The organism is Tsukamurella sp. II2bb, assembly GCF_057815145.1.
On record NZ_JBYPZI010000002.1, the window covers coordinates 488681 to 504302 of the forward strand.

Consider the following 15622-nt stretch of genomic DNA (forward strand, 5'->3'; position numbering starts at 1 on the left):
AACATCTCCACACAATTTCCAGCCGACGATCTCACCTCGTCCGCACCACGTTCTGCGATCTCCTAAATCCGCGTCTCTACTGTTCGTCAGGCAGATCGCGGAGGCGCGCGGGACGGCTTCTCCATCCCGGCCCAACGCGATGCGAACCAGCGACAGGCATACGGGCTGGGGCGCTCGTCGCCGCCGAGTCCTGGACCGCGGCCAGTCAAGTCCTGGACGTCGCCGTCTTCGGGTGGTCCTGCCGTGCCGTCGGCTCACCACGGTGACTGACGATGGTGCCGGCGACCCGGATCGACGGGGTCGCACCTCGATGATCGCACCGAGCTGCCCATCGGACCTCAGCCCCGAGTACGAGCGTCCGGCCTCCCACTACGCGATCGCCGCAGGCACGGCATTCACCTCAGCAGGCGTCAGTGCATTGGGGGTCGAGACGGGGCGACGGAGCCGGGAGACGTGATCCATGGGTTGCGTGGCAGCACCTCGTGCCGCACCGTTAGCCCGAGCGCAAGCCGGAGCACGACGCGCACTTGTTTGGCTCGGCGTAGCTCTGCTTCGCGAGTTGCTTGAGGAAGTGATCGCAGCGTGCCACACCGACCTCCCGCATGGGCAGGCCTTCGAACATCGGCAGCACGAGCGTCTGCATGTTCCGCTCGAACAACTGCAGTATGCGCTTGGAGATGCATCCTTCGAGTTCGAGGTCTTCCAGCCAAGACGTCACGAGGTCCGCGAACGGGCTGTCGGGCCACAGGTCCGACACGGAGGCTGCGGTCGGTGAGCTTCGCCTTCAGCGCACGCTCCGCCCGCTTGCGGGTATCGGCGGTCGCGTACACGAGCCGGTTCTTGCCGTCCCAGTCGCGATAGCGAGCGCGAGCGACGACGCGGCCGCTCGGACCGGAGAGGTAGCCGGTTTCGCCGAAAGTGCCGATGGTCAAGCGCTGGCGCGCCACACGATCACCTCCTCTCCGACGAAGAGGAGTCGCGCTGTTGCTCGACCCAGATGCGCACGTCGGAGACGGCGAACTTCAGGTGATTGCCGAAGCGGTACGCGCACGGCCCGAGGCCACGGGTGCGCCAGTCGTAGACCGTCGAGACCGGCACGCCCAGGTAGGCGGCGAGTGGGCCGACGTCGAGCAGGGGCTCCAAGCCCCAGTGGTTGTCTGCGGGGTGCTCGGTGTCCACGCCGAATAGGTGCGCTGCAGAGGAACGGGCACGACCGCAGCGGACGAACAGCCGTCTTAGAGCAGCAATCAGGGCAGGCCGCAGAGAGGTCAAAAGATGGGTTTGTGATAACCGGATCAAACCTCACCAACGAAAAAGTCGCGGAAACCGGTAAGTTTCCGCGACCTTCTAGTCGGGCTGACAGGATTTGAACCTGCGACCACTTGACCCCCAGTCAAGTGCGCTACCAAGCTGCGCCACAGCCCGTGGCCCGCTCTCGCGGTGCTGTAGAAGATTACCCCATGCGTCTCGGGGACGAGAAATCGCCAGCTAAGCGGGCCTATGCGTACCTTCCAGCACTCGCGGGCCACGCACCCGATCATGGGCGCCACAGCAGCCGAATCGGTCTTTTCGCCTACTGTGGACGTATGCGAACCCGGCTCAGGTACCGACGCAGCGCGGTCGCGCTGCTCGCGGGACTGATGCTCGCGGGGTGCGGCGGCGCACCGTCGGGCGACCCGGGCCGGAGCCCGAGCGCCGGACCGGCACCGATGGAGACGATCGCGACCGGCCTGGACGCGCCCTGGTCGATCGCCTTCGCGGACGGCACTCCCGTGGTCAGCGAGCGGGACCGCGGGAGGATCGTGGAGATCGTCGACGGCGCACCGCGCGAGGTCGGGCGGATCGACGGTGTCGCGGCGCGCGGCGAGGTCGGCCTGCTCGGGATCGCGATCCGCGACGGCGACCTGTTCGCGTACTTCACCACCGCGACGGACAACCGGATCGCCCGCATGCCGCTGCGGGGCGACGCCGGGACCCGCACCCTGGGCCCCGCGCGCACCATCCTCACGGGCCTGCCCGCGGCGTCGATCCACAACGGCGGCCGCATCGCCTTCGGACCCGACGGGATGCTCTACGCCACCGTCGGCGATGCGGCGCGGCCCGGCGACGCGCAGGACCCGCGCGCACTCGGCGGCAAGATACTGCGGATGACGCCCGACGGGGCCGTCCCCCGCCGACAACCCCTTCCCCGGCTCCCTCGTCTACAGCCTCGGTCACCGCAATCCGCAGGGCCTGGCCTGGGGACCCGACGGTGCCCTCTACGCCAGCGAGTTCGGGCAGAACACGTGGGATGAGCTCAACCTCATCCGACCGGGCGCCAACTACGGCTGGCCCGTGGTCGAGGGCAGTGCGGGCCGCGAGGGCTTCGTCGACCCGCTGCAGCAGTGGCGCCCGGCCGAGGCGAGTCCCAGCGGCATCGCGATCATCGGCGAGCAGCTCTACATCGCGAACCTGCGCGGCCAGCGGCTGCGGACGGTTCCGCTCGCCGCGCCGGAGACCTCGACGGAGCTGCACCGCGGGACCCTCGGCCGCCTGCGCGACGTGGTGCGCGCGCCCGACGGCGCCGTCTGGATCCTCACCAACAACACCGACGGCCGCGGCGAGCCCCGCGCCGGGGACGACCGGATCGTCCGGCTGAGCGGCCACTAGCCCGCCTACCTGGGCGCATGCGCGCTACAGTGGCGGGCATGAAGCGTGCTGTCCTGGCGGCGGCGATGATCGCCGCGTCGTTCGCGGTCGCGATACCCGCGATCGCGGAGCCGGCCGTGGATGCCGACCGCTACCGCGAGGAGGGCGGCGGATACGCCTTCCTGTACCGCTACGACGGCGCGAAGCGGGTGTGCACGATCCGGGCCGACCCCACGGTGCTGCGGTGCGGCGTCTCCGCGCCCGCCGGCGTCCGCATCACGGCGAAGGGCCGCAGCGTCCGCCCGGAGGCGGTGGAGATCACCGAGCGGGGCTGGCGCTACCTCGAGAAGCTGACCGTGGACGAGCGTCCCCGCGCGCTGCCCGAGGGCGCCCGCCTGTCGGTGCACGGCGCGTCCTGCACGGCGCTCCGCGACGGCGGCCTCGAATGCTCTGTCGATTCCGCGGGATTCACGCAGCACGACGGGCATTTCACCACCCGCGGCACGCGGCTCGACTAGGCGACGAGCTTCGCGCGCAGCCGCTCGATCACCACGTCGTCGATGCCCAGTCCGGTACGGACGTACCCGTCGAAGTCCCCGTACCGGGCATCGGCCTCGTCGAAGGCGGCGGTGAGGGCCTCGGGGAAGACTCCCGCGAGCACCCGCGCGGCCTCGCCGATGTCCTCGCCCCGCTCGGCGGCGGCCGTGGCGGCGATCTGCTCAATGACGGCGGCCGAGTACTGATTGGTCAGCAGGTAGTCGGCCATGATGTCGTCGTGCGAGACGCCGAGGATCCGCTGCACGATCGCCGCGGCCCAGCCGGTCCGATCCTTGCCCGCGCTGCAGTGGAAGAGCTGCGCACGCTCCTCTTCGGCGACGGCGCGCACGAGCGCGGCGAACTGCACCCGGGCGTTGTCCTTGGTCACGAACATCCGGTAGACATCGGCGAGGACGTCCCTGGCGCGGGCCGGATCAGTGAGCTTCGTCGGATCCAGCGCCCCGAGCACGACGTCGTCGCCGATCACGTTGAGGTGGACGTATCGGGCACCGTCGGGGACCACATCAGGCTTGGGCGTGACCTCCACCGTCATCCGCAGGTCGAAGACGTCCGCGAGGCGTGCCTGGGCGAGCCGGGCCGGATCGATGGATTCGGCGTCGAGGACGCTCGATCGGAACAGCAGGCCCCGGCGCATCCTGCCGCCTTCGGCCGCATAGCCGTCCACACCTGCCACGTCGCGGAAATTATGCACGGACCGAGCCTAATCGACGGGGTACGCGTCCCCGACGGTGACGTCGATCAGGCCAGGCGCCCGAGGCGACCGTGCGCGCACCCGGCGGCGGGCCACCAGTCGTGCGCGCCGGGCGTCGCGAGGCCGTGCGGCAGGGCGAGCGCGAGGGCGATCGGCGCGTCCACCGGCACGTCGACGGGGACCTCGACGCGCGCGGCGAGCCGGGCACCGTCGGCCCCGCGGACCAGGAGCTGCCGCATCCGAGCCCCGGCGAGGCGGGCGCCGGGCCAGGCCACGTCGGCGAGGCTCGCGTGGGGCGGGAGCTGCCCCATGACATCGCACAGGACCACCGGTCCGGAGCGCACGAGCCGGCTGATGCGGCTCACCACCACCGGGTAGGTCGACGGTGCGCCGCCGGCCAGTTCGGCCGCCGGGACGCCGCCGATGAGGACGTCGTCGCCGTCCATGACGGTGCCCTCGGGCCAGATCGTGGGGTCGAAGCTCCGGGCGATGCCGGCGCGGGCGAGTGAGGGAAGTACCTCCATCAGAGTCACGCCTACCGGTCTACGCCGGCCGCGGTGCGGGCGGTAGATCCAGGGCCGTCAAGGTCGCGCTAAGACGGTCAGACCCCCGGCTCGGCGCAGGGCAGGACACCCGCTTCGACGGCGGCCTGCACTGCGGCGTAATCCTTCTCGTTCTGGTCGGCGTAGGCGGCGGCGAACCTCGCCACGGCCTCGTCGAACTCCGTCGTCTTCCCCAGGTACGCCGAGGCCACGGCCGCGCCGGGCGACTGGGCGTGCGCGCGGGCGAGCGCGGCGGCGCAGGCCTGCCCGTACCGCCCGAACTGGTCGTGCGTGAGTAGCTCCGGCACCACGGAGCCCTTCATGTCCCGGAACTGGCGCCAGTAGAAGTCCCTGCCGCCGATCGTCGGCGTGTAACCGAGGAAGGAGTCGGACTGCGCCTGCAGGATCTGCTGTCCGGCGACGACGCGCCACCCCTGGGCACCGCTCGACGGTGCGCGGGGCGGCATCGTCGACGGGCCGAGCCGGCCGTAGGTCTGCAGCACGGACCGGGTGGCCTCCTTCACCTGGAGCAGGAGCGTCTCGGTACCGCCGGCGGGGAGGTCCCGGCCCAGCAGCACGATGAAGCAGCGCGTCCCGACACTGCCGACCCCGACGACGCGCAACGCCCAGTCCAACACCCGGAACTGGGAGAGCAGGGCCGCCACGTCGGCGCGCACCGTGTCGAGGTAGTGGTGGAAGACGGCCTCGGCGTCCTCAAGAAGCGCCCGCGGCGCCGGCACCAGCGTGGGTGGATCGGCCACGATGTGCGGCTCACCGTCGTCGCCGGCCACGGTGATCTTCTCGACCATGCGCGCGGACGTGCGCTTGCGGGCCTTCTTCGCGGTCTGCTGGATGAGATCGGTGAGCGAGACGTCGCCGGCGGCCTCCTGGGTGAGCCGGTCCACGTCGATCGACGTGAAGTAGCGGTCGACGGCACCCAGCGGCACGAGGTTCGCGAGCGTCGTCCGGTAGGCACCGACCGCGGTGACGACGGCGCCGCGTGCCTGCTCCTCGGTGTAGCCGTTCTGGCGCGCGGCGATCATCACGCTCGCGGCGAGCCTCTTGACGTCCCACTCCCACGGGGCGTTGCCCGCCTCGTCGAAGTCGTTGACGTCGAAGACCTGCCGGCGTTCCGGAGAGCCGAACAGGCCGAAGTTGCTGATGTGCGCGTCACCGCAGCTCATCACTGTGACCCCGGTGTTCGCCTCGCCCGCGAGGTCGTGCGCCATGAGCGCTGCACCGCCCCGGTAGAACGCGAAGGGCGAGTGCAGCATGCGGGAGATCCGCACCGGCACCAGCTCCTGGATCCGGACGCTGTTCTGCTCGCGAATGATGGCGACCGGGTCGCGGCCGTCCGGTGTGAACTCCGCCTGGGCGGAGCGCGGGACGCGCTTGCGAAGCGCCTTGCCGTTCGGCGCAGCTTCATTCATGGTGCGCGATGCTAGTCCCGCCCACTGCTCTCCGCCGGGTGTCGGCGAGGTACCGGCTCGACCGGGTCACATCTATGAGGTAACCCTAAGTTACGAGGCGTACGGTGGACGCCGTGACTGAACCCCGTAATGACACCGCCGCGCCCGTACGCCGCCCACGGCCCACCTACGAGGTCACCGTCGTCCGCACCGAACCCATCGGCGCGCACCTGACGCGCGTGATCGCGGAGGGCGAATCCCTCGCCGGCTTCGGCGACCCCGCCCTTCCCGGCCTGGCCAGCACTGATTCCTACGTCAAGATCGCCTTCGGCGAGTCGAGGCGCACGTACACGGTGCGGTCCTTCGACCGCGCCGCCCGACGCATCGCCCTGGACTTCGTCGTCCACGGCGACGAAGGGCTGGCCGGACCGTGGGCGCAGCGCGCCCAGCCCGGCGACACCATCACCCTCTCGGGCCCCGGGGGCGCGTACTCCCCCGACCCCGACGCGGCCTGGCACCTGTTCGCCGGGGACCTGTCCGCGGTGCCCGCGATCGCCTCAGCGCTGGAGGCCCTGCCGGCGGGAGCGCGGGGCGCCGCCATCATCGAGGTGGAGTCCGACGACGACCGGATCGCGCTGGCGGCACCGTCGGGTGTGGACGTGCGCTGGGCCGTGAACGCCGATGTCGCCGACGTCGAGTTCCTCGCCCGCCAGGTCGCCGTCGCGGACTGGCCCACCGACCGCGCCACCGCGCACGTCTTCGCGCACGGCGAGCGCGAGTCGATCAAGGCCGTCCGCAAGGTGCTGCGCGAACTCGCCGTGCCGCGCGAGCGGATCTCGATCTCCGGGTACTGGGCGCGCGGTCGCGCCGAGGACGCCTTCCAGGCCGAGAAGAAGCAACCGATCGGGCGGATCGACTGACTCCCGCGGCGGCAGTGGCGATGGTCACAGGCCGCGTCGCGACGTGAGTGTGCGCACAAACCCGCCTGCCGGAGCACTGCTTTCAGACAACTACGAATACTTTGTCTACTTGTGGATCTCGCACCAGTGCCCGGCTTCTCCCCGACACACGCCCAGCTCCGGCGTCGTGGCGTGGCGTTCACCGTCTGCGTGGCACTGATCGCTTTCGCCGTCTGGGGCGTGCAGACCCTGCGCCCCCAGGACGTCTTCACCGTCACCCTCCGCACCCCGACGGTGGCCGCGGGCATCGTCGAGGGCGCGACGGTCCGGATCCAGGGCGTCAACGTGGGCACCGTCAGCGGGATCCGGGCGCTCGGCAACGCCCAGCAGGGCGTGACGCTGCGCCTCGACGGACCCCAGGGCCGCAGCCTCACCACCAACGTGGAGGCGGCGTTCTCGGCGGGCAATCTCTTCGGGGTCTCCGAGGTGATCCTGACCCCGCACGACGGCGGCGGCGCGCTCAAGAACGGCGCCGAGTTCGCGCCCACGAAGGCGATCACCGACAACACCGTCTCGAACATGATCGCCACCCTCGGTGACGTCAACGACGATGCCCTGCGCCCGCATATGAGCCAGGTGCTGCTCAACGTCGACGCCTCGTCGAAGGCGATGCTGCCGCTGCTCACCGCGCTCGGCGGCGTTGCGCAGGCGGTCCAGGACACGCAGCGCCTGTCGACCGCGGAGACCTTCCCGACCGTGGTCGCCGCCCTCAAGGCCGCCGATCCCGCGGTGACCGCCGTGGTCCCGGCGTTCCGCTCCGCCTTCGAGTTCCAGCCGCTGCACACCGGAGCGAGCAAGCGGACGATCGCGGTCCAGGACGGCATCAACAACGAGCGCACCGGCCTCCTCGCCGGGCTCCAGGCGATCCTCACCCCCGAGGCCCTCGCCGGCCTGCGGACCGCCTCGCCCATGCTGGTCAGCCTGCTGCAACCGGTGCTCGCCGCGTTCCCGAACGGCAGCGCGACCGGCGTGGGGATTCAGCTGGCGCAGCTGATGGACAACGTGCGCAGGGCGATGCCGAACACCCCCAACGGCCCGGTGCTCAATCTGCGGCTGTCGGTGGACTACCCGGCCGTCGCCGCGGTGCTTCCGCCGGGTGTGGACGTCGCCAAGCCGGGTGCTCCGACGAAGCCCGGTGCGCCGGCCTCGCCATCGGCGCCTGCGAAGCCGACCGGTTCCGCGCCCCCGCGCTGACCGGGCCCGTCAGGAGATCAGGCTGCCAGAGCGCGGTCGCGCGCGGGACGGACCCGCAGCAGCAGCGCGAGCCCCAGACCCAGGACGACCAGGATCCCGCCGATGCCGGCGCGATCGGTTCCGAAGATCCACACGAACAGGCCGAACAGCGCGGGGCCGAGGAACGAGGCCGCGCGGCCGGTGGTCTGGTAGAGGCCGAACATCTGGCCCTCGCGGCCGGGCACCGTCATCCGGGCGAGCATGCTGCGCGCCGAGGACTGCGCCGGGCCCACGAAGACCGTGAGCATCAGCCCGAAGATCCAGAACATGGTCTCGCCGCTCACGAACAGCAGCACCGTCCCGGCGGTCACCATCCCGACGAGGCAGGCCACGATCACCGGCTTCGGACCGATCCGGTCGTCGAACCGCCCGGCGACCACGGCACCCAGCGCCGCCACCACGTTCGCGGCGACGCCGAAGAGCAGCACCGTCGACGCACTCATCCCGTACACGCTGTGCGCGAGCACCGCGCCGAAGGTGAAGGTCGCGGCCAGACCGTCCCGGAAGACCGCGGACGAGATCAGGAACCACACCACGTTCCGGTCCTCGCGCCAGAGGTCCGCGATGGTCGCGAACAGATCCCGGTACGCCCCGGCGATCCCCCGACGGGGTGCCGCCGACGGATCAGCCGGCAGCTCCGGGACGAGGAAGAGCACCGGCAGCGCCGACACCGCGAACCACGCCGCCGCGAACAGCGCGACCAGCCGGATGTTCAGCCCGCCCTCGGTGGGCACGTGCAGGAAGCCGCGGGTCGGGCCATCACCGGCGATGAAGCCGAAATTGCACAGCAGCAGTAGCACGATGCCGCCGAAGTAGCCGCAGGCCCAGCCGATCCCGGAGACCCGGCCGATCGTCGCGGGCGTCGAGACCTGCCGGAGCATCGCGTAGTAGGGCACGTTCGCCAGCTCGAAGGCCGCGGTCCCGACGGCGAGCAACAGCAGCCCGAGCCACAGGTACCGGTTCTCGTCCCGCACGAAGAAGCAGCCGGCCGTGCAGACGGTGACCACCGCGCTCCACAGCGCCAGCGAGAACCTCCGCCGCCCGGCCGCGTCCGCGCGGGCCCCGAGCACCGGTGCCGACACCGCGACCACCACTCCGGCCGCGGCCATCGCCCACGACAGCCAGCTGGTGGCGCTGATCGACCCCGGCAGATCCTCGCCCACCGCGCCGGTCAGGTAGACGGTGAAGATGAACGTGGTCATCACCGCGTTGAACGCGGCACTCCCCCAGTCCCACACGCACCACGCGGCCACCTGACGGCGCGGCACCGCCGACCCGACCACCACCCCGTCGACGCCCGCGGCCACGGCGCTACTTCTTCGCGCGCTTCTCGCGGACCCGGACGTTCACCCGCACGGGCGAGCCCTCGAAGCCGAACTCCTCGCGCAGCCGCCGCTCGAGGAACCGGCGGTAGCCCGCCTCGAGGAAGCCGGTGGTGAACAGCACGAAGGTCGGCGGACGGGTCGCCGCCTGCGTCGCGAAGAGCACCTTCGGCAGCTTCCCACCGCGCAGCGGCGGCGGGGTGGCGGCCATGACCTCGCGCAGCCAGTTGTTGAGGCGGCCCGTCGGGATGCGCTTGTCCCAGGACTCGAGCGAGGTCTCGATCGCGGGCACCAGCTTCTGCAGCGCGCGGCCGGTCTGCGCGGAGATGTTCACCCGCAGCGCCCACGGGATCTGCACCAGCTCCCGGTCGATCTCCTTCTCCAGCATGTACCGGCGGTCCTCGTCGACCAGGTCCCACTTGTTGTAGGCGATCACCAGCGCGCGGCCCGACTCGATCACCATCGACAGCACCCGCAGGTCCTGCTCGGTGATCGGCTGCGAGGCGTCGATCAGAACGATCGCCACCTCGGCGGCCTCGATCGCGCCCTTCGTGCGCAGCGAGGCGTAGAACTCGTGCCCACTGGCCTGGTTGACCTTCTTGCGCAGGCCCGCGGTGTCGATGAACTTCCAGGTCTTGCCGCCGAGCTCGACGAGCGAGTCCACCGGGTCGACGGTGGTGCCCGCGACGTTGTCGACGACCGAGCGGTTCTCGCCGGTGAGCTTGTTGAGCAGCGAGCTCTTGCCCACGTTCGGCTTGCCGATCAGCGCGATCCGGCGGGGCCCGGTGCCGCCGGTGCCCTCGCGGGGCGTCTCCGGCAGCTTCTCCAGGATGACGTCCAGCAGATCGCCGGTGCCGCGGCCGTGCGCGGCCGAGATGGTGTGCGGCTCACCGAGGCCCAGCGACCACAGGGTCGCGGCCTCGGCCTCGGCGCGCTGGTCGTCGACCTTGTTCGCCGCCAGGATGACGGGGGCCTTCGACCGGCGCAGGACGCGGGCGACGGCCTCGTCGGTCGCGGTGGCGCCGACCGTCGCGTCCACGACCACGACGATCGCGTCCGCGGTGCGCATGGCGACCTCGGCCTGCGCCGCGACGGACTGCTGCAGTCCCTTCGCGTCCGGCTCCCAGCCTCCGGTGTCCTGTACCAGGAACCGGCGGCCGGCCCAGTTGGCCTCGTAGCTGATCCGGTCGCGGGTCACGCCGGGGATGTCCTCGACGACCGCCTCGCGGCGGCCCAGGATCCGGTTCACCAGCGTCGACTTGCCCACGTTGGGACGGCCGACGATGGCCACCGTCGGCAGTTTCGCGGCGGCCTCGGCGGCCTCCGCCTCCAGGTCGTCGAAATCGCCCTCGTAGTCGGCGAAGTCGCCCTCGTCCTCCCAGACGCCGTCCTCCACGGTGGAGCCGGCGTACTCGAACTCGTTGTCACTCATCGGGCGACCTCCTTGCTGCTCGCCAGCGCGCGATCGGCCAGCTCCGCCACCGCGGCGACGGTCTCCTCCAGATTCATGCCCGACGAGTCCACCTCGATCGCGTCCTCGGCCGGGCGCAGCGGAGAGATCTTCCGCGTCGAGTCCAGACCGTCGCGACGCTGCACCGAGGCGAGCACCTCGTCGTAGGAGCTGGGCAGTCCCAGCTCGGTGTTCTGCGCGTGGCGGCGCCCCGCGCGCGCCTCCGCGGACGCCGTCAGATAGATCTTCACCGGGGCGTCGGGGAAGACGACGGTGCCGATGTCCCGGCCCTCCACCACGATCGGCGAGTCGTCGTCCTCGGCGATGGCCCGCTGGTAGTCCACGAGCTGCTCCCGTACCTCGGGCACGGCGGAGACGGCCGAGACCGCTGCGGTCACGTCGTCCTCGCGGATCCGGCGGGTGACCGAGATCCCGTCCAGCTCCACCTGCTCGGACAGCGGGTCGCAGCCCATCGCGAGCGGCAGGTCCGCGGTCGCCGCGGCGATGGCCGCGGGGTCGGTGAGGTCGACCTCCCGCTCGAGGACCCAGACCGTCGCGGCGCGGTACATCGCGCCGGTGTCCAGGTAGCGCGCGCCGAGGTTCTCGGCGATGCGACGGGCCACCGTCGACTTGCCGGTCCCCGAGGGGCCGTCCATGGCGATCACGAGCGTCACAGTCCCACCGCCTTGTAGAGAGCAGTCACATCGTCGCGGCCGAGCACCCGCAGGGAACCCGGGCGCTGATCGCCCAGCGCCACGGACCCGACGTGCGTACGCACCAGCCGCTCGACGGGGTGCCCGACCTCGGCCAGCAGCCGCCGGACGATGTGCTTGCGGCCCTCGTGCAGCACGATCCGCACCATCGACCGCCCCTCGGACGCCTCGAGCACGGAGAACTTGTCGGCCTTCACGGGACCGTCCTCGAGCTCGACGCCCGAGCGCAGCGTGTTCCCGAGCCGCCGCGGCACCTCGCCCTGCACCCACGCGAGGTAGGTCTTGGGCACCTCGTAGGACGGGTGCATGAGCCGGTGCGCGAGCTCGCCGTCGTTGGTGACGAGCAGCAGGCCCTCGGTGTCGGCGTCGAGCCGGCCGACGTGGAAGAGGCGCTGGCCGGCGGCCACGCGCTCGGCCACGATGTCGCCCACGCAGGGACGGCCCATGTCGTCGCTCATCGTCGACTGCCAGCCGCGCGGCTTGTTCAACGCGAGATGCACGAGGTTCTCGTTGACCACCACGCGCACCCCGTCGACGCGGACCACCGCGACATTGGGGTCGACGCGGCGGCCCTGCTCGGTGACGATCTCGCCGTCGACCTCCACACGACCGTCGGCGATCATCTCCTCCGCGACACGGCGCGAGGCGACGCCGGCCTGGGCCAGCACCTTCTGCAGGCGGATGCCCTCGCCCTCGGGGCCGGCGACGGTGCCGGGCACGCCGTCCGACGGTGCCCGGTCGGCCTTGCGCGCCGCGACGTTCTGGGTGCGGGCTGGCTTGGCGTTCGACAGGCGCGGGACGCCGCCCTGTTTCGAGGGCTGCCTGGTTCTGCTGGTTCGATTTCTGTCCGGTGTGCCATCACGGCGAGCGGGTCTGTTCATGATCGTTCCATCATCGCAGGCCGCGACGGATTCCGGTATTCGACGGCGAGACGATCCGGCGCGGTACCCTCGGAATCGGGTGCCGCGTAGTCACCCGGGCCTCAGCCACGCCGGGCCACGTCGCTGAGCGGGCGGTTGCGGCGGCCCATGAACAGCACCGCCGCGCCCACGGACGTGAGCACGATGGTCCAGACGAGACCGGCCTTCGGCGGGAAGAACAGCGGGTCGCCCCCGCCCTCGCCGCCGGCGAGGTCCTCGAGCCCGCCCATCATCATCGCGGGGATCAGCCAGATCGCGATGGACAGCACGGCGGCGACGCCGAGGAGACCGCTGGCCACCGCGAGGCCGCGGGTGAACCCCGGGCGCAGCGTGGCGACGACCACCACGAGCAGGGCCGCGATCACCAGGCCGGCGGTCGCGTAACCCCAGGGGATCACGCCGTCGGCCAACGCGTCGGGACCGCCGAATCCGATCGTCTTGGCCTCGGGGCCGGTGGGCACGATCCGGCCGGTGCCGGTGAAGCCGAACGGGACCGCGGTCCTACCGATGGTCAGGCCGAACCACGTCGCGGTCGTCGCCCACACCGTCAGGGCGGCGACCACGGCCGTGAGCGTGATCGGCCACCAGCGGCGCACCGCCGGGCCGAGGGGACCGAGCGGGAAGGCCTCGCGGAGGACGTCGGAGAGATCAGGCATCGGGATCGAATCCGATCACGTCGGCGCTGCGGCGGCCCAGCTTGGCGAACCGGGGCTCCTCGTCGAGACGCGAGCTGAGGTCCTCGATGACGTCGACCTCGGGCAACAGGGGCGCGAGCGGCGGCAACTCGTCGAGCGAACCCAGGCCGAGGCGCTCGAGGAAGAGTTCGGTCGTCGCGTAGGTCGTCGCGCCGCCGTCCGTACCGGTCTCCGCGATGAGACCGCGCGCCGCGAGGGTGCGCATCACCCCGTCGACGTTGACGCCGCGCACCGCGCTCACCTGCGAGCGGCTCACGGGCTGCTTGTAGGCGATCACCGCGAGGGTCTCCAGCGCGGCACGGGTCAGTTTGGAGCGCACCCCGTCGAGCAGCAGCCGCTCGACGTAGGGCGCGTAGTCCGCGCGACTGTAGAGCCGCCAGCCGTCGGCGGACTCGCGCAGTTCCATGCCGGACCGGCGCGCGGCGAGTTCGCCCGCCCACGCGCGCAGGTCCGCCGTGATCCGCTCCTCCGGCTCCTCCAGGGCGCTGCCCAGCTGCTCGGCGGTCGCCGGTGCGTCCACCACCAGGAGCAGCGCCTCGAGTGCCGAGCGCAGCTCATCCGGCTCCATGCCCAGGGCGAGGGCGAAATCCTCCGCTTGTTCGCTCACGATTCCTCCTCGGATATCTCGTCGTACTCGTCGCGGGTGCCCCCGACGACGGGATGGTGGTTCTCGCCCGACCAGCGCACCTTGAGGTCCCCGAGGGCCTCCGGCTGGTCGAACAGGACCGCGCGCTCCCGGTAGAGCTCGAGCAGCGCCAGGAACCGCGCGATCACGGCGATCCCGGAGTCGCAGTCGGCCACCAGCTCCCGGAACGCGGACCAGTGCTCCGGTCGCTCGCGCAGCCGCGCCGCGATGAGCCGGGCCTGTTCCGGCACCGAGACCTTGGGCACGTGCAGGTGCCCGAGGCCCACCGTCGGCTTCGGTTTCGGAGTGAACGCTGCCGCGGCCACCAGGGCGAACTGTTCGGGCGACACGCCCAGCTGGACCGGCGGCACGAGCTCCTCGAACCGGGGTTCCAGGCCCACGGCCCGCGGGTACCGACGGTTCGCCTTCGCCTCGAGTTGGGCCATCAGCTCGGCCACCTGCTTGTAGGCGCGGTACTGCAGCAGCCGGGCGAAGAGCAGGTCGCGCGCCTCCAGCAGCGCCAGATCCTCCGCGTCCTCGACCTCGCCGGAGGGCAGCAGCCGCGCGGCCTTGAGGTCGAGCAGCGTCGCCGCGACCACGAGGAACTCCGTCGTCTGGTCGAGGTCCGCCGCCGCGCCGAGCTGCTTGGTGTAGGCGATGAACTCGTCGGTCACCACGTGCAGCGCCACCTCGGTGACGTCCAGGCGGTGCCCGCCGATCAGCTGCAACAGCAGGTCGAAGGGGCCCTCGAAGTTCGCGAGCTTCACCGTGAAGCCCGACGGTGCCTCCGGCTCCCCGCCCGGCACCTCGGCACCGTCGACCCGGGGTTCGCGCGGTTCGACGGCCTCGATCGGCTCGGCGTCGGTGGGGATCACTTCTCCTGCGCGATCACCTCGCGCGCCAGGGCGCGATAGGCGGTGGCGCCCGAGGACTTCGGCGCCCAGGACGTGATCGGCTCCCCCGCGACCGAGGTCTCGGGGAAGCGGACGGTCCGCGAGATCACCGAGTGGTACACCGCGTCGCCGAAGACCTCGACGACGCGCGCCATCACGTCCCGCGAGTGCAGCGTCCGGGCGTCGAACATGGTGACCACGATGCCCGCGAGGTCGAGCCGCGGGTTGAGCCGGTCCTTCACCTTGTCGACGGTGTCGGTGAGCAGCGCGAGCCCGCGCAGCGCGAAGTACTCGCACTCCATCGGGATCAGCACCTGGTTCGCGCAGGCGAGCGCGTTCACGGTGAGCAGGCCGAGGCTGGGCTGGCAGTCGATGAGGATGTAGTCGTAGCGGTCCAGCACCGGGTACAACGCCCGGCCCAGGGTCTGCTCCCTCCCCACCTCGTTGACCAGCTGGATCTCGGCGGCCGAGAGGTCGATGTTCGACGGCAGCAGGTCGAGGCCGTCCACCCGGGTGCGCAGCAGCACGTCGTCGGCGGAGACGCGGGACTCCATCAGCAGGTTGTGCACCGTCAGCTCGAGCTCGTGATGCGCGACACCGAGCCCGGCGGACAGCGCGCCCTGCGGATCGAGGTCGACGAGCAGCACCCGCCGCCCGTAGGACGCGAGCGAGGCGCCGAGGTTGATCGTGGTCGTCGTCTTACCGACGCCGCCCTTCTGGTTGCACACCGCGATCACGCGGGCCGGACCGCGGCTCGTCTTCGGCGTGGGCTCGGGAAATTCGACACGGGGCCGGCCGGTGGCGTCGAGATCCCCGTCACGCGCATCCTGGGGATTCATCTGGTGGTGCTGCAGCTCACCCAGGTCCAGGCCCGGATTCTCCGCATCGGGCGCTGCCGCCACTGGCCCACCTCCTTCTTGCTCCCCACCACCCTAGTGCGCTACCCGAAACAGATGCCGCATCGGCACGCGGGGTCAGCGCCAC

At 71.2% G+C, this 15622-nt stretch carries 16 protein-coding genes, 1 tRNA gene and 1 pseudogene; 4 read left to right on the forward strand and 14 right to left on the reverse strand.

Features of this window, described 5'->3' with window-relative positions; genetic code table 11:
* Nucleotides 1–493: 493 nt before the first annotated feature.
* From AC21LY_RS08350 to AC21LY_RS08360, 3 genes are all read right to left on the reverse strand, one after another.
* Nucleotides 494–757 carry a hypothetical protein gene (locus AC21LY_RS08350; protein ID WP_489045943.1) on the reverse strand — a complete coding sequence of 88 codons (264 nt, stop codon included), beginning with the start codon at nt 755–757 and terminating at the stop codon, nt 494–496.
* Between the two features lie 194 nt (nt 758–951).
* Nucleotides 952–1179, reverse strand: a complete 228-nt coding sequence (locus tag AC21LY_RS08355) for a helix-turn-helix domain-containing protein (protein WP_489045944.1) — start codon at nt 1177–1179, stop codon at nt 952–954.
* Between the two features lie 172 nt (nt 1180–1351).
* A tRNA-Pro gene (locus tag AC21LY_RS08360) sits at nt 1352–1425 on the reverse strand.
* Nucleotides 1426–1586: 161 nt separating this feature from the next.
* Between AC21LY_RS08360 and AC21LY_RS08365 the strand changes: the two are divergent.
* Together AC21LY_RS08365 and AC21LY_RS08370 are read left to right on the forward strand one after the other, a co-directional pair.
* Nucleotides 1587–2649: pseudogene (locus AC21LY_RS08365) on the forward strand (PQQ-dependent sugar dehydrogenase).
* Nucleotides 2650–2687: 38 nt separating this feature from the next.
* Nucleotides 2688–3146 carry a hypothetical protein gene (locus tag AC21LY_RS08370; protein WP_489045945.1) on the forward strand — a complete coding sequence of 153 codons (459 nt, stop codon included), beginning with the start codon at nt 2688–2690 and terminating at the stop codon, nt 3144–3146.
* Here AC21LY_RS08370 and AC21LY_RS08375 read toward each other — a convergent pair.
* From AC21LY_RS08375 to AC21LY_RS08385, 3 genes are all read right to left on the reverse strand, one after another.
* Nucleotides 3143–3877, reverse strand: coding sequence for a tyrosine-protein phosphatase (locus AC21LY_RS08375; protein ID WP_489045946.1), 735 nt, complete (start codon nt 3875–3877; stop codon nt 3143–3145). The two genes, AC21LY_RS08370 and AC21LY_RS08375, sit on opposite strands and share 4 nt — an antisense overlap.
* A gap of 47 nt (nt 3878–3924) precedes the next feature.
* Complete coding sequence (locus AC21LY_RS08380; RefSeq protein WP_489045947.1) at nt 3925–4401, reverse strand: hypothetical protein; 477 nt, start codon at nt 4399–4401, stop codon at nt 3925–3927.
* Between the two features lie 77 nt (nt 4402–4478).
* On the reverse strand, nt 4479–5849 hold the full coding sequence (locus AC21LY_RS08385; RefSeq protein ID WP_489045948.1) for a DUF2252 domain-containing protein: 1371 nt from the start codon (nt 5847–5849) through the stop codon (nt 4479–4481).
* A 113-nt stretch (nt 5850–5962) separates the two neighbouring features.
* Here AC21LY_RS08385 and AC21LY_RS08390 point away from each other — a divergent pair, with 113 nt between their 5' ends.
* Both AC21LY_RS08390 and AC21LY_RS08395 read left to right on the forward strand, forming a co-directional pair.
* A complete protein-coding gene (locus AC21LY_RS08390; RefSeq protein WP_489045949.1) occupies nt 5963–6748 on the forward strand; it encodes a siderophore-interacting protein in 786 nt (261 codons plus the stop codon).
* A 111-nt stretch (nt 6749–6859) separates the two neighbouring features.
* On the forward strand, nt 6860–7981 hold the full coding sequence (locus AC21LY_RS08395; protein ID WP_489045951.1) for an MlaD family protein: 1122 nt from the start codon (nt 6860–6862) through the stop codon (nt 7979–7981).
* 17 nt (nt 7982–7998) lie between these two features.
* Here the strand turns inward: AC21LY_RS08395 and AC21LY_RS08400 are convergent, their stop codons facing one another.
* The 8 genes from AC21LY_RS08400 to AC21LY_RS08435 form a co-directional block, all read right to left on the reverse strand.
* The gene (locus AC21LY_RS08400) at nt 7999–9327 is read right to left on the reverse strand and encodes an MFS transporter (protein WP_489045952.1); all 1329 of its coding nucleotides are present in this window, start codon (nt 9325–9327) and stop codon (nt 7999–8001) included.
* A gap of 4 nt (nt 9328–9331) precedes the next feature.
* Nucleotides 9332–10774: a ribosome biogenesis GTPase Der gene (der, locus tag AC21LY_RS08405; protein WP_489045953.1), complete on the reverse strand. Its 1443-nt coding sequence runs from the start codon at nt 10772–10774 to the stop codon at nt 9332–9334.
* Nucleotides 10771–11457 carry a (d)CMP kinase gene (gene cmk / locus AC21LY_RS08410; protein ID WP_489045989.1) on the reverse strand — a complete coding sequence of 229 codons (687 nt, stop codon included), beginning with the start codon at nt 11455–11457 and terminating at the stop codon, nt 10771–10773. The genes der and cmk overlap by 4 nt, the downstream gene beginning before the upstream one ends.
* A 5-nt stretch (nt 11458–11462) precedes the next feature.
* Nucleotides 11463–12386: a pseudouridine synthase gene (locus tag AC21LY_RS08415; protein WP_489045954.1), complete on the reverse strand. Its 924-nt coding sequence runs from the start codon at nt 12384–12386 to the stop codon at nt 11463–11465.
* A 101-nt stretch (nt 12387–12487) separates the two neighbouring features.
* Nucleotides 12488–13081 (reverse strand): hypothetical protein, encoded by a 594-nt coding sequence (locus AC21LY_RS08420; RefSeq protein ID WP_489045955.1) that lies wholly within the window; start codon nt 13079–13081, stop codon nt 12488–12490.
* Nucleotides 13074–13688, reverse strand: coding sequence for an SMC-Scp complex subunit ScpB (scpB, locus tag AC21LY_RS08425; protein WP_489045990.1), 615 nt, complete (start codon nt 13686–13688; stop codon nt 13074–13076). The genes AC21LY_RS08420 and scpB overlap by 8 nt, the downstream gene beginning before the upstream one ends.
* A gap of 35 nt (nt 13689–13723) precedes the next feature.
* Nucleotides 13724–14617: a segregation and condensation protein A gene (locus AC21LY_RS08430; protein ID WP_489045991.1), complete on the reverse strand. Its 894-nt coding sequence runs from the start codon at nt 14615–14617 to the stop codon at nt 13724–13726.
* Nucleotides 14617–15477 carry a ParA family protein gene (locus tag AC21LY_RS08435; RefSeq protein WP_489045992.1) on the reverse strand — a complete coding sequence of 287 codons (861 nt, stop codon included), beginning with the start codon at nt 15475–15477 and terminating at the stop codon, nt 14617–14619. The genes AC21LY_RS08430 and AC21LY_RS08435 overlap by 1 nt, the downstream gene beginning before the upstream one ends.
* Nucleotides 15478–15622: the final 145 nt, after the last annotated feature.

Excerpts from the sequence above, each read along its gene's own strand:
- AC21LY_RS08370 (WP_489045945.1), top strand. The coding sequence starts at position 2,688 with ATGAAGCGTGCTGTCCTGGCGGCGGCGATGATCGCCGCGTCGTTCGCG.
- AC21LY_RS08380 (WP_489045947.1), bottom strand. The coding sequence starts at position 4,401 with ATGGAGGTACTTCCCTCACTCGCCCGCGCCGGCATCGCCCGGAGCTTC.
- scpB (WP_489045990.1), bottom strand. The coding sequence starts at position 13,688 with ATGGAGCCGGATGAGCTGCGCTCGGCACTCGAGGCGCTGCTCCTGGTG.
- AC21LY_RS08420 (WP_489045955.1), bottom strand. The coding sequence starts at position 13,081 with ATGCCTGATCTCTCCGACGTCCTCCGCGAGGCCTTCCCGCTCGGTCCC.
- AC21LY_RS08415 (WP_489045954.1), bottom strand. The coding sequence starts at position 12,386 with ATGAACAGACCCGCTCGCCGTGATGGCACACCGGACAGAAATCGAACC.
- AC21LY_RS08435 (WP_489045992.1), bottom strand. The coding sequence starts at position 15,477 with ATGAATCCCCAGGATGCGCGTGACGGGGATCTCGACGCCACCGGCCGG.
- der (WP_489045953.1), bottom strand. The coding sequence starts at position 10,774 with ATGAGTGACAACGAGTTCGAGTACGCCGGCTCCACCGTGGAGGACGGC.
- AC21LY_RS08385 (WP_489045948.1), bottom strand. The coding sequence starts at position 5,849 with ATGAATGAAGCTGCGCCGAACGGCAAGGCGCTTCGCAAGCGCGTCCCG.